We start from the raw sequence: 14,031 nt of genomic DNA, 5'->3' as shown, positions 1-14,031 counted from the left end.
CCCCTTAAATCTTATCAAATGCCTGACTCAGATCAGCAATGATATCGTCAATGTGCTCGGTTCCGATACTGAGGCGGATGGTCGAAGGCGTGATATGCTGTTCTGCTAGTTCCTCGGGCGAGAGCTGGGAGTGAGTGGTGGTGTAGGGATGGATTACCAGACTCTTCACGTCAGCTACGTTGGCCAGCAGAGAGAAAATCTGCAAGGCGTCGATGAACTTCCATGCCTCTTCTTGTCCACCCTTGATCTCGAAGGTGAAGATTGAGGCACCACCATTGGGGAAATACTTCTGATAGAGTTTGTGATCGTGGTGGCTCTCCAATGCGGGATGGTTCACCTTGGCAACCTTCGGGTGCTTGGCGAGGAAGTCGACCACCTTCAGGGCGTTTTCTACATGACGCTCCACACGCAGACTCAGTGTCTCGACACCCTGCAACAGGATGAAAGCATTAAAAGGTGAGATGGCTGCACCTGTATCACGTAAGATGACGGCACGGATGCGGGTTACGTAGGCTGCGGCACCCACTGCGTCGGCAAACACGATTCCGTGGTATGAGGGATCGGGTTTCGCCAGTGTCGGGAATTTGTCGGGGTTAGCCTTCCAGTCGAACTTGCCACCATCTACGATGACGCCACCAAGAGATGACCCGTGACCACCTAAGAACTTGGTAGCTGAGTGGACGACGATGTCTGCACCATGCTCCAACGGACGGATGAGATAAGGTGTGCCGAAGGTGTTATCCACGATGAAGGGGATTCCATGTTTGTGAGCCACGGCTGCCACTCCTTCCAAGTCAAGCACGTCAGAGTTCGGGTTTCCGAAGGTCTCTGCGTATACAACCTTTGTGTTTGGTTTGATGGCAGCCTCGAGTGCGGCGAGATCGTTCACGTTGATAATAGTATTGCTGATGCCTTGTGTCGCCAGTGTGTGGGTAATCAGGTTGTATGAGCCACCATAGAGATTGTCGGCTGCCACGATATGATCACCGGCCTGAACGATATTCTGTAGGGCATAGGTGATGGCGGCTGCACCAGAAGCTACGGCCAGACCGGCCACACCACCCTCGAGGGCTGCTACACGATCCTCAAACACACCCTGTGTCGAGTTGGTCAGTCTACCGTAGATGTTACCGGCATCGCGCAGACCAAAGCGGTCGGCGGCATGCTGACTATTGTGGAACACATAGCTTGTGGTCTGGTAGATGGGTACTGCGCGTGCATCAGTAGCGGGGTCGGCCTGCTCTTGGCCTACATGGAGTTGCAGTGTCTCAAAACGATAATTCTTTGTACTCATAATGATATATCCTTTCTTTTTTTGTTATTTAATGTCTTATTCACGCTGCAAAGGTACGAAGATTAGAATTATCATCCAAATTTTGCTCAAAAATCGGAAGATATATCTATTATGTAGAATTATATGGATGGTTATTCTAAATGCTACTCTTTATAACAGCTTAAATAGAATAATTTACTAAAAAAGGGGGCTTTTATGCCCCCTGAGACTGTGATTTGTCTACCATTGCCGCGACGCAAGAGTCGGACCATACATTCTCGGCTGTCTCCACCATATCTATAATAGTATAGATAGGTAGGATAATTCCCAGTACAGCGACGGGTGCACCAATGCCCGACATCAGGGAGAGTGTGAGAAAGAAACAGCCCATCGGTACACCTGCATTGCCTACAGCTGAGATGACGGCGATAAGAATCCAAAGTAGGATGGTGGAAAGAGTGATGGGTGTATCTCCCTGTTGCATCACAAAAAGAGAGGTCACTAAGATGAAGGCTGCGCAGCCGTTCATATTAATGGTGGTGCAGATAGGCAAGACGAAACGAGCGACCTGACGACGGATGCCAAGGCGATTCTCAGCTGTCTCCATGGTGACGGGTAAGGTAGCGGCGCTGCTTTTGGTAAAGAGAGCCATGAGAACGGCTGGCATCATTTTCCCAAGCACGTGAATGGGATTGAGTCCTCGTGCCAAGAGAAACAGCGGGAGTACAATGAAAAACTGGATGATATTGCCGCCTAATACCACCAACACATATTTACCGATGCTATCGGCCACTACACCTGCAGAGACCTGTGCCGACAACTGAGCGGAGAAAGCCACAATGCCGAGAGGCAGTGTCCAGATGAGGCCGCGGATGAGAAAGAAAAGCAGATCCTGAAGCCCGAGAAGTCCTTTTACAACGATGGTCTTATTCTCGGTCTCCGGCAACTTCGACAATCCGATACCAATGGCAAAGGCCAATAGAAGCAGTGATAGCACGTTGCCTTCGAGGAAAGGACGTACGATATTGTTTGGGATGACGCTGAGAATATGCTCTTTGTATGAGAGTGGTGTGCTTTCTGTCACATCATTTGTCACGAGAGCTTCTGCGGGCAGGTTGCCTGGGGCAATGAGTACATAGAGAAAGGCTCCAACAATGGCTGCAGCGAAGGTGGTCAGTAGTGTGTAGGTTAGTGTTCGTCCGAATATCCTACCTGAACCTTTGGATCCAAAGGTGGCAAAGGTCGTGATTACCGCCAGTACGATGGTTGGCACTGCCAACAACTGGAAAAGTCTTGTATATACTGTCGCCACAAAATCCATCACTTCGTTGAGCCAAGCCAGCCCAAGTAGTCCTAAAACAGCACCCACCACGAGTGCACCTATCCATAATAACGTTCTTTTCATTAGTTTGAGAATCTGCCTGCAAAAATACAAATTAATTAGAAAAGTCCGGGTACATAGTTATAAAAAACTGTGTCACCCGAACCATAGAAATAAAGTATATGAGACTACTTCTTGTGTGTCTGTCGCCATGTGTGTGTGTAGTCGATGACGGCGCGCAACTTTTCCCAATCGGTTTCACCTGGCACGGTGCAGTCGGCACCGAGGATGAAGTTGGGTGATGCGTTCTCCAGTACCTTGTCAACTTCGGCCTTTGCTTCCTCGATGGTACCAGTAGCGATGACGCCTAAGCGCTCCAGTCCGCCAAAGATAGGACGACCAAACCGCTGTTGGGCTTCTTTCAGGTTGAGCGTTGATCCATCAGAGAATTTCAGAGGAACATTAATGATGCTTGCTGGATAGTCGGCGAACGCGTAGAGAGCTTCAGCATTCTTGAATGGTGTACCATAGTCGCAGATGTGGAGAATATTGATCTCACCAATCTCTGCGGCAACTTCAGACACATGCTTATCCCACTGACGTACGTACTTATTCCAAACCTCAGGAGTGAGGGAATTGCCGTCACCTCCCTGACTAGATACGTAGAAACCGTCGGCACCATGCTTGCGGGCAGCACGGAGATAGTTCTCGATGCTCAGTGAGAGGTTCTTGATGGCCTGTCCGAAAGCCTTCGGATCTTCCTCAATCAGTTTCTTGAGATTCTTGCGATTTCCGAATCCCAGTGTTTGACCAGCCAGTGCCAGAGGCGAATAGACGGTAGGCAGTATAAAAGCCTCACCACCAAACTCACGTGCAAGGTCTGCTATGACGGCTACCTGTGGCTCGAAGAAATCTTCACCATAGACAGGGACCTTTGCCCAGTCCTTTCCAGACTGGATATCAATCTTCGGAACAGAGATCTCATAGAACACTTTCACGAAATCCATGTTGGTGGCACGATAGAAATCCTTGTGATCCTGAACGGCCTTACGACCCAGTTTGTTCTCAAAGTGCAGGAAGAAGGCTGCCGGTACGTATTCGTTAGGACGACTTTGGTCGAGCACCTGGAGGATACGCTCACGGCTGTTGACCTTTGAGGTAGAAGACTGGGCATTAGCAGCCTGACTGGTAAGAGTGGCAAGTGCAATGACTGCCAATGTTGACTTTACAATCTTTTTCATGTTGTTGTTATTTTAATGATTATTGTTGATGATCTGTTTGATTGCTTGGGGTTTATTCAAAGCTACTGTCGTATGGGCCGTCTCCGGTCTCGCCGCTGTAACCCCAGTTCTGTTCGAGGTTGGGGTTGAGGATGATCTGATCCTGTGGCAGAGGCAGATAGTAGTTCTTTTTCGAGACATTCTCTGCCTTGGTGGTCTTTGTGCCAGAGACTTCTTCATTGCTGGGTGTATGAGCCTTGACATATTTTACAAGGATATGCCAGCGCTTCAGGTCAAACCAACGATGTCCCTCAAGTACGAATTCCAGACGACGCTCCTCGCGCAGACGTTCGCGGAACTCCTCTTTTGTCAGACCGCTCAGTTCCAGTGACGAACCGTCGGAGGGTGTGTTTTGGATATTCAGATATGGACTCCAATAGGCACGACGACGCACTTGGTTGATGGCATCGTAGGCGGCAGCAGTAGGACCGTTCAACTCGTTTTCCGCCTCAGCCTTGATAAGTAGCACCTCTGCATAGCGGATGACGGTCGTATTAGTCGACTGTCCTGCAGCATTACCACTTGATGACGGATTAGCGTAGTTCAGAGAGTCGATATACTTACGGAATCGTGGAATGTCGAACACGAAGTCGGAACTTGTATTGGGATTGTAGATACGCTTGGCCCAGGAGCCGTCGCGGCGTTGGTCCTTAGGGTCGGTCTGCTCGTAGTAGCGGTCGCTGGTTGCCAATAGTACGGGCTCAGAATTGCTCCAGTTGGTGGCGAAGGTGCAATGGCCTGTCACATTACCGTTTACGCTGCGGTCATGCTCGATAGAAAAGATATGTTCCGGGCCGTTTTTCTTGTCGACCGACCAGTTGTCGATAAACTTGTCCAAAAGACGGTATTTGCCAGAGTCGATGACCTTTTGAGCGTAGTCGATGGCCTTCTGGTAATAGTCACGCTGGTTGAGCTTGCTTTTCTCGGTGCTCGTCTGCGCCCACTCAAGATAAACTTTCGAGAGCAGAGCGGATGCGGCAGATGATGAGGCTTTGCTGTCACGTGTAGAATAAGTGGCAGGCAGGCTCTCTGCAGCGGTAAAGTCATTGACGATCTGTTCAAACACCTCATCAATCGTGTTGCGTGGGGCACCCTCGCCCTCACCGTCGTGCAGAACGATGGGCACACCGCCGAAGTAACGTACCAGATTGAAGTACATCAGGGCACGGAGGAAACGGGCCTCGTTGATATAGTTCTTCTGGGTCTGCTCATCGAGCCATGCGGCATCGCTTACCTTGTCAATCACAACATTGGCGCGGTTGATGGCCGTATAGTGTTCTTCCCAGGCATAACCCACAAAGAGATTGGTCGGCTGTACGGCGAAGTTTGATAGCTCACGGATATGGGCGGAGTTAGTCTGCGCTCCAGCCTTCACATAGTCGGTTTGCAGATCGTTGATGTAAATGCTCTGGTTGTTAAACATACCATAGAACCCATCAACGGTAAACTCCTGATAGATGCCGTTAATGGCAGTCTCAATATCTTCCTTGCTCTTGTAGAAGTTGTCTCTATCAATAGAACTCAGGGATGTCTGGTCCAGGTCGGCGCAGCTGTTCAGCAGTAGTGCTGCTGCGAATATATAGATAACATTTTTCTTCATAACTCTTAATCTTCTTTTTATCTTCTAACTTCTTAAAGCGTTATATTGAATCCTACTAAAACAGTTTTAGACGAGGGATAGGTTCCGTTGTCAATGCCTTGGTACAGGGCGCTGGTCTCGTCGCTTCCGCTACGGTTGGCTTCAGGGTCATAGCCTCTGTAACCAGTAATGGTGAAGAAGTTCTGTAGCGATATATAGAGACGGAGGTTGGCATCCTTTGTGATCTGTTTCAGCGGCAGATTATAGCCCAACTGGATGTTCCTGATCTTCAGATAACTGGCGTCTTCCACAAATCGGTCGTCGGTGTAGATCGATGTGGCATTGCTGGCCTTCTGAATTGTCTGACTGGGATTGGTGGGTGTCCAACGATCAGCCACTGTAGCCAACGGGTTGTAATAGTAACCATTACCGCGCTCCAGGCGACAGGCCAGTTCGTTGAAGATCTTATTACCGTAGCTTCCGCTTGCGCTGACAAAGAGGTCCCAGCTCTTGTAAGCCACCTTTGTGTTGAAACCGTAGGTGAATTTCGGTTGGATGTTTCCGAGTACCACACGGTCTTGTTCGTTCACGACACCATCTTTGGTCACATCCTCAAACTTCGGGTTACCGGGCTCGACGGTCGAGATGGTTTGCGAAGGCAGACTGCTCAGGTCTTCTCCTGTCTGAATGATCCCTTTGAACTTGTAGCCATAGAATGAACCAAGGGGCTCGCCGACTTTTACGATAAGTGGGTTGGTGTAGCCATGAGAGGGGATGAAGTATTCAGCATCACCTAAGCTGACGACCTCGTTCTTGTTGTGGGCGATATTGCCGTTCAGTGTCCAGCGTAAGTCCTTCTGTTCGATGAGCACGCCGCCGATTTCCAGTTCTACACCTTTGTTAGTGACAGAACCCACATTTCGTAGTACGGTGGAGAAACCGGTCACCTGTTCTACTGGCACATCAAGCAGCAGATCGCTTGTCTTCTTATAATAGCCGTCGAGTGTCACTGTCAGACGATTCCGGAAGAAACCAGAGCTCAGACCTAAATTATAAGAGGTGGTGGTCTCCCACTTCAGGTCGGGGTTCGATTTATTCGAGATGATATAGCTTGTAGCACGTTCACCATCGATAATCACCGTGCGGGGCACCACATTGGCTGCAAACTGGTAGTCGCCAATCTCTTGGTTGCCTACGACACCGATAGATGCCCGCAGTTGGATATAGTCAACCTTCTTGCTCAGGTGTAACCATTTCTCACGGTCGATGTTCCATGAGGCGCCCAATGAGGGGAACCATCCCCAACGATGGTCCTTCGCGAATCGACTGCTACCGTCGGCGCGGAGTGTGAGTGAGGCGTTATACCGTGAGTCGTAGCTGTAGTTTACACGACCAATCCATGACTGGAGCGTAGAGATGTAATGCCCACTTGATGAAGGCTGCGTCGTACTGGCAGCGCCTAAGTTGTCATAGCCAGTGGCATCGTTACTGAATCCATAGGCTGTGGTGGCAATCCTACTGCGGTCTGTGCGCTGGGCGGTATATCCTGCGAGGACTGTCAGCGAGTGCACGTTCTTGAAAACATTATTGTAGGTGGCGGTGTACTCCGTTTGCCATACGTGTGTCTTGGTCTGTCCAACAGAAGCGTAGCCGTTGTAAGGCAGTCCGTCAGAGGTGTAAGAGGGGGCATAGTAGCTCTGACGGGTGTTCGACAGATCGGCACCGAGACTGGCTTTCAGCTTCAGTTGTGGTATGACGGTCCATTCGGCAAAGCCTGTTCCCATCACACGGGTGTTCTCCGTCTCTGTCTGATAGTTCTGCAGGTCACTGATAGGATTACCCACCTTACCATTATAGATATCCACACTGGTCGGTGTCGGCTCGTAGTTGAATGATCCGTCGGCATTATAAATAGAGGTATAGGGTGTATGTGAGATGGCACCATACCAGGAGTTGGCTGCAAACATCGAACTTCTGTCCGACATACCTGTCATCTTGTTATAGGCACCATTGGCGTTGACACCCACCAGAAGGTTCTTCAGCACATTGCGTTCATAGTTGACACGTCCGGCATAGCGCTTCAGTCCTGTGTTGATGATGATTCCCTCCTGACTCTTATAGCTGCCGCTGATGCTATAGCGTGAGATCTCGTCGCCGCCTACGGCCGACAACTGATGCTCTTGTTGAAAGCCGGTCTGCAAGGCTGCATCCTGCCAGTCGTAGCTCTCGGTCGGCTCGTCCAGGCGATAGCCAACTTCACCGTTCTCGTACATCTCGTTCCATAGGTCAGCCCACTGCCAGGCATCCATGAAGTCGACCTTCTTACTGATCCGACTCCAACCGAAGGAGGCACTGTAGTTGATGTTGTTACGACCATGAGAGCCTTTCTTGGTCGTGATGATAATCACACCGTTGGCGCCTCGTGTGCCATAGATGGCTGTGGCCGACACATCTTTTAATACTTCTATGCTCTCGATATCACTTGGGTTCAGGAAAGCCAGCGGGTCGAGCACGGCATCGGTGCCTCGTGCACCAGTGCGGTTCGATGAGGCGTCGTTGTAGACGATGAAGCCATCGATGACATAAAGGGGCTCGTTACCACCGGTGATGGAGTTTCCACCACGTACCCGGATGATGCTGGCAGCACCAGGCTGGCCGCTGGTGGTGGTCACATTCAGACCTGCTACGGCTCCCTGAAGGGCGCTCTCGACAGAGGTGTTCGACTGCTTGAGCAGATCGTCGCCAACGGATGAGATACTACTGGTAAGTTCCAAGCGCTTCTGAGCGCCATAGCCTACGACGACGACCTCGTCCAGACGACTGGAGTTATCGACGAGACGGATCTCTACGGGCTCCTCGAAGTCGTAGACATCTACGTCCAGAGGACGATAGCCAACGTATTCCACACGGAGGGTAAGTGGAGCTTCCACCTTGGTCTTCAGGGAGAAGTTTCCATCAACGTCGGTGACAACACCTTGTGTCTTCTCTGTTTTCACAATGACGGAGGCGCCGATCAACGGTTCTCCCGTGCGTCCATCAGTGATATGTCCTGTAATCAGGTTCTGGGCAATAGCCAATAAGGGGCTAATCGCAACAACAGTTGCAATAAACAATCTTTTTACCATAAGTCTAATGATTATCTTTTATTTCTGTGCTGTCAGTGTGTCATTAATCTTGCTTGCTTCGGCTTGAGCGATCTTACTGTCTAGGTTTAGCAGACCGAATTCATGGTTGTACTTCGTGCCGTTGTTAAGTATCCATCTCAGGAAACGGCTGACGGCCTCATCGGCGATGTTATAGTCAAGGCCGATCTTCTCTACGGCAACTCCAGACACTTTCCCGTTCTCGAGTGCAACAAGCACATCGTCGAGCGTACCGTTATCACTAAAACTGTTTTCCAGATCGCGCTTTACGTCGATTCCAATCAGTGAGAGGTCACTCTTCAGGTGGCGACTCTTCAGATCGAAGATGTTCGGAAGGGCGTTGAACGACACACCGAGAGGATCTTTCTGTAGGGCCGTGTTCAGGAACAAGTCGTCGCCAGAGATGCGCTTGCCCCGGAAGTTACTGCTTTCCTCACCGAAGTTATGGGCAAACGAGGCGGCTACCGAGGTGGCGTTGCTACCGCTATAGATAATAATGTTCTCGAAAGCCTTGATCTTCTTCACGTCCTCATCGAAATCGTCGTTGAGGAAGAAGAGCTGCTTGATCTTCTTGCTGTTCAGATGCTTCCCTTCGAGCAGTCGTGCTGCCTCCGAACGACGTGCGGTGATAGGCAGTACGGCTGTCTCTCCGAAATAGACGACATGACTGAAGCCTTCGTTGTTGATCTCTTTGTTTTCTAATACTATATGAAGGTCAATGTTATCCTGACTGCCCGAACCCTTTACAATCTGGAACACCACGCCCGGTTCAGTCTTGGCGTATTCCTCAATCCATTTCTCAACCAGTGGCCGTGCAAAGCGCGGACTCTTAATGGTACGCACGTTACCGTTTACACTGTTTCCTTCAGCCCAGATGTTGTTCTGTAATCCAAGCCCCAATACCAATGCTATTGTAAATACGATTCTTCTCATAATTCTGTTGTTTAGTTTATTAATCATCTCTGGTGCAAAGGTACGGCGATTTCCGTATTCCCACAATCCCTTTGATATGTCATTCCGTATACCAAAGGTGTGGTATTTTTGTCAGAAAGGCCAGATTTGCAGGGCAAAAAGGCCCTGTTTATAGCTCAAAAGAGATGTTCAGGTAGATATTCCGCCCTTTCTGAGGGATGCCATTCCAGTCGGCATATGTGGTATAGAACCTATCAAGGATATTCTCTATGCCAGTCCGTAAGGTGACATGCTGTAGTGTGTAGCTTGTTGAAAGGTTACAGACGACCCATCCCGGTGTTTCCTTCTCACCGTATTTTACGCCGTATGCCGTGTGTCGTACATGTCCTTTTACCTCTGCCAACAGTCTGAGACGTCCTGTGGAGTAGGTCAGTCGGGAGGTATAACTGAATGGCGCGATGAGGGGCAGTGGGTCATCATGCTCATCATGTCCGAGGCTGTAGGCGAGTGTTGAGTTCCAGTTGATGCCGTCGAAGGGCTTCCATCCTATTGTCAGCGAGGCGTTGGCGATGATGGCATGACTGATGTTCCCATATACCTTTACGCCCTCTGCACCGACAGTCATAGGACTGAGTCGTGTCTCGAACTGTCCAATGATATAATTGGTGAAAAGGAATGCGTTGCCGTCAATACCTATGGAGAAGGTCTTGTCGGGTTGCCAGTTGATGGCCGCATTTACTTCTACTGCCGACTCGTTCTTCAAACGTGGATTGCCGATGTAGTCGTACTGGTCGAAGGTATTGTTTAAATAGTATCCATAAGATTCTGTTACCGTGGGCGCACGACTCCCCCAGCCGGCACCAACTGAGAGCCGGAGGTCGGAGAGGGATAACTGATAGCTTGCGGCCATGCGACCTGTTGTCTGGTGATATTGCCGTCGCATCCCAGGGAAGAACACACTTAGTGCCTGGTGACCTTCCTCGTTGTTCAGTCGTTGCTGTTGCCACGACACCTTTGCCGAGAGGTGAAGGACCGACAGGGAGGAGAGTATGATACGATCAGAGAAGGAGACACCCATGTTGAGCGTGCCCACGTCGGGCCATGTCACCATATACATCGGGGCGGCACCACCCGGATACATGGTCATGTCGGCAAACAGACGGTTGTAATACCCGTCTACGTTCAGACTCGTCTCATGCCGTCCAACGGATCCTGTCAGCAGACTATAGGCGCCTGCCGTCCAACTTCGTCCTGGCATATCCATGTGAATCTCCACGTCAGGCCGATGGGTGTCGTCCATCTCGTGGACGATATGGTTATAGTAGACCTTGGTCTCCCATGAGTTGAAGAGGGGGCTGACAAACAGGTGCTTGTACGAGAGTGATGTAATGAAAGCCTCGGCCTTGGCAACATCCATATTGAGGGCTGGGTAGCCTACGTCGGAGGCACGGTCGACAATCAGCGTCGTCTCCATCACGTCGTTATCTGTCAGCTTAAGACCGGTGTTGACAAAGGCATTCACCTTCTGGAACTGTGAGAACGGCAGTCTGTCTCCTCCACCGCTCTTGTAGTTGTCCGCATGACGATAGAATGCGCCACCACCGATATAGAAATGCCGACTGGAGTGTGTCGCGTCGGCACCATATACCTGTAGCTGACCGTTGGCCTCGTAGCCTACGGAGGTGTTCAGGTGGAAAGGGGCGCCAGCGAAGCCGACCTTTCGCAGACGTAGGTCCAGACTGCCACCGATGTTGCCAGTGGCTTGTGGGTTTCCGTTCAACCCGGCATTCAGACTGATGCTCTGTAGATTGCCGCTCTCCACATAGCTTGTCACGGGGTCCATCTTGTCCGTGCAGGCATAGAAGATCTTCATGCCATCAATGGTGGTCGACAACCGTTCCGTCTGCATGTTGTTGACCATCGGCTCCCAGGCATATGAACCACGACGCACCAGTTCGACATGCGACAGCTCCGACAGGTGCTCGTCGATAGACGCTGTCTGCCCTTTGGCCGAGCGCTTGCCACCTTGTTTATACGACACGACCACCACTTCGTCCAGATGATGTGGCGCCGTGGCAGTCGTGTCCGTCAGAAATATGGTTGATAGCAAAAGAGTTCCTAACATGTTTCTTTGTTTCTTGACTAGATGGTTACGTCCCAGAAGAGTGAACTGTAGCCACTACTCTGATTGTCGCCTCCGGCAACGACATGACCTTGGGCATCGCGAATGGTCAGATGGATGCGCCAGAGACCGGTCATGGTGAGATTGATGGTGCCCTGATAGCTGCCGTCGGCCTGTGGGGTGAGTGGTCTGTTGTCTGGCGAAGTGTGGTTGCCCATATCCGGCATACGTGGGTCGATATCCACGGTGAACGACTCTTCTGCCAAGGCATAGGGTGTGGTGATGGGGGTGCTCTTCTTCGAGATATAAGCACGTATCACGTTGCTACCCGTCTTCCAGTCCGAGGCGTTCGCCAGCGAGAGGAAGTATGTGTCGTCGCCTACCTTGAACGACTTGAGCCATGCTTGTCCGTCGGGTAGGGCGTCGACCGTGATGCCGGCCTTGTTGACATCTCCTTTTCCACCGAGCACGTCCACATGGTATGATAGTGTCCACGATCCACTCTCGCCCGACGACATGATAAATGATACCCATGCACGTTTAATGGCTGGGAAGTTATCGTTGAAGACCTCGGCATTTCCGGATACAGGCGTGGAATGCTCCATCTTCATCTTGGTCATCAGCATCAGTGGTGTCAGACCGGTGATGGAGAAGTCTTTGATGTAGTTGTTCGACGACTTCTTCGTCGCAACAAAGAAGACCTCGTTATAACCTATATGGAACTTGCCGGTCCGGGTGTATGCATACACGTTGTATTTACGGTCCACCTCTGTCGTCAGTGTCGGAATGATCTTCACTGTCTCCAGAAACTTGTAAGCCTGTAGGGCTTGTTCGGCCGTGCAACAGTCAATATCGTTGGTGATCGTGATTCCTGGTATCTCAATGCCAGCACTGACCCCGTCGTCGTTGCTGTTGCAAGACGTCAGGGCAATGGCTGATAAAAACAAAAACAATCCTTTTACTTTCATAATTCTTTGCGTTAGTTTGACACTGCAAAGGTACGGCGATATGCTTGCTCCCACAATCCCACGTTCGTGGCATTCGCATACCATCTCATAGGTATTTTACCATCTTCACCGTACTGGACAACCGTCGAAAACGTGGGCTCACGCTCGCTTACTTGCAAAAAAGAGGGGCGAAGGATGCTTTTTCATGGATATTTTTGTATATTTGCACTGTTATTACAGATAAACCATAAACAATGACAAGTATGTTTAACCAGAATAAAGAATCGGTGCTTTAAATCAATGAGATAGGTTCTCTTACAGTAAAACAACTTGTTTTACTGTCGTGGAGATGCCTTCTTTGATGGAAAGAGATCATCCCTTTGAAGGTAAAACAAGTTGTTTTACTGTAAGAGATGACTGTGGAAGAAAGGTAAGAGACGTCTTCTTATCATAAGACAGACGACTCGTATCATAAAGAAGAATAGTGGTAGACTAACAAAAAGACATATGGCAGTACACATCAAACTGATTAAGAACAACATCAAGAGTAGTAGTTCTTATGGGAAGTATTTTGCGAAGACAGTGAGTCAGGGCGAGGTTACTCTCGACGAGATCGCGGCTGAGGCATGCCGTAACAGTGGATTCTCGGAAGGTGCTGTGGTCGGCGTGGTCACAGAACTGCAGGATATCCTGAAGCAGAAACTTACCGAAGGACAGACGGTGGTTCTTCCCGGCATCGGTCGTTTCAGTCTCCGGGTGGAGAGCATCGGCGTGGATGACCCGAAAGCGTTCAACATCCGTCAACACATCACCCGCGTTGTCTGTGGTTTCCTTCCTGCTGGGCGCCGCATTCAGGGGCGTCATATCCTCTATGATTTCTGCGACGGCGTGAAGGCTGTTTGGCAGAAGGGCTTCAAGCCATGATGGTAGTCGCTATATAAAAATCGCTAGTACAAGTGGTCTTACTAGCGAATTTATATATAAAAGCGGTTGACTCCGGTCCTCTTTTACGGTGAGACAGAGTCAGGTGAGTACGCCTTGATCTGGTGGACCACCTATAGGTGGACTTCTTTGTCAACCACCTCACCATTCAGGATGCGGAAGGAGTTCAGGTGAATACCCTCATGCAACGATAGGATGGCATAGCGGATCGTGGGATCGTTGGCCAGACGGAGATCTTCCTGTGACGGTCGCGAGGGCGAAGCAGGATGACTGTGCCAGTTGGCGAGAATCTTCAGTCCTTTGGAACGGGCATATCTCAAGGCCGCAAACTGATCCTTCGGTGCGAAAGAGAAGTGCTCGGAGGAGTGGTCGATGTTCTCCATCCAATAGTTCTCCGTCACGACGTCGCCCTCATCAGAGCTAATGCCCAGCAGGTAGCCGCACGTCTCGTCGGGTGCGTCCTGCCGGGCCTGACTAATCAACTTATCAATGATTTCTTGTGGAATAAGCAT

Annotated in this window: 10 protein-coding genes; 1 reads left to right on the top strand and 9 read right to left on the bottom strand. The window is 50.3% G+C overall.

Annotated features, from left to right (window positions below; translation table 11 throughout):
- Positions 1–4: 4 nt before the first annotated feature.
- From BMY63_RS11125 to BMY63_RS11090, 8 genes are all read right to left on the bottom strand, one after another.
- Complete coding sequence (locus tag BMY63_RS11125; protein WP_091916840.1) at positions 5–1,294, bottom strand: O-acetylhomoserine aminocarboxypropyltransferase/cysteine synthase family protein; 1,290 nt, start codon at positions 1,292–1,294, stop codon at positions 5–7.
- A gap of 193 nt (positions 1,295–1,487) precedes the next feature.
- A complete protein-coding gene (locus BMY63_RS11120; protein WP_091916838.1) occupies positions 1,488–2,678 on the bottom strand; it encodes a dicarboxylate/amino acid:cation symporter in 1,191 nt (396 codons plus the stop codon).
- Between the two features lie 104 nt (positions 2,679–2,782).
- Positions 2,783–3,835 carry a uroporphyrinogen decarboxylase family protein gene (locus BMY63_RS11115; protein WP_091916836.1) on the bottom strand — a complete coding sequence of 351 codons (1,053 nt, stop codon included), beginning with the start codon at positions 3,833–3,835 and terminating at the stop codon, positions 2,783–2,785.
- Between the two features lie 52 nt (positions 3,836–3,887).
- Positions 3,888–5,474, bottom strand: a complete 1,587-nt coding sequence (locus BMY63_RS11110) for a RagB/SusD family nutrient uptake outer membrane protein (protein ID WP_091916834.1) — start codon at positions 5,472–5,474, stop codon at positions 3,888–3,890.
- Positions 5,475–5,506: 32 nt separating this feature from the next.
- A complete protein-coding gene (locus BMY63_RS11105) occupies positions 5,507–8,578 on the bottom strand; it encodes a SusC/RagA family TonB-linked outer membrane protein (RefSeq protein ID WP_091916832.1) in 3,072 nt (1,023 codons plus the stop codon).
- Positions 8,579–8,596: 18 nt separating this feature from the next.
- On the bottom strand, positions 8,597–9,529 hold the full coding sequence (locus tag BMY63_RS11100; protein WP_091916830.1) for a hypothetical protein: 933 nt from the start codon (positions 9,527–9,529) through the stop codon (positions 8,597–8,599).
- Positions 9,530–9,677: 148 nt separating this feature from the next.
- Complete coding sequence (locus tag BMY63_RS11095) at positions 9,678–11,633, bottom strand: porin family protein (protein WP_091916828.1); 1,956 nt, start codon at positions 11,631–11,633, stop codon at positions 9,678–9,680.
- A gap of 17 nt (positions 11,634–11,650) precedes the next feature.
- Complete coding sequence (locus BMY63_RS11090) at positions 11,651–12,598, bottom strand: FixH family protein (RefSeq protein ID WP_176771042.1); 948 nt, start codon at positions 12,596–12,598, stop codon at positions 11,651–11,653.
- A 486-nt stretch (positions 12,599–13,084) separates the two neighbouring features.
- Between BMY63_RS11090 and BMY63_RS11085 the strand changes: the two genes are divergently transcribed.
- Entirely contained in the window at positions 13,085–13,501 is a 417-nt protein-coding gene (locus BMY63_RS11085) for an HU family DNA-binding protein (RefSeq protein ID WP_091916826.1), read from the top strand.
- Between the two features lie 131 nt (positions 13,502–13,632).
- Here the strand turns inward: BMY63_RS11085 and BMY63_RS11080 are convergent, their stop codons facing one another.
- Entirely contained in the window at positions 13,633–14,031 is a 399-nt protein-coding gene (locus BMY63_RS11080) for a M67 family metallopeptidase (protein WP_091916824.1), read from the bottom strand.

Origin of the sequence: Prevotella aff. ruminicola Tc2-24 (assembly GCF_900110895.1) — a bacterium.
Lineage (GTDB): Bacteria > Bacteroidota > Bacteroidia > Bacteroidales > Bacteroidaceae > Prevotella.
This window is presented reverse-complemented; position numbering and strand designations above follow the sequence as displayed.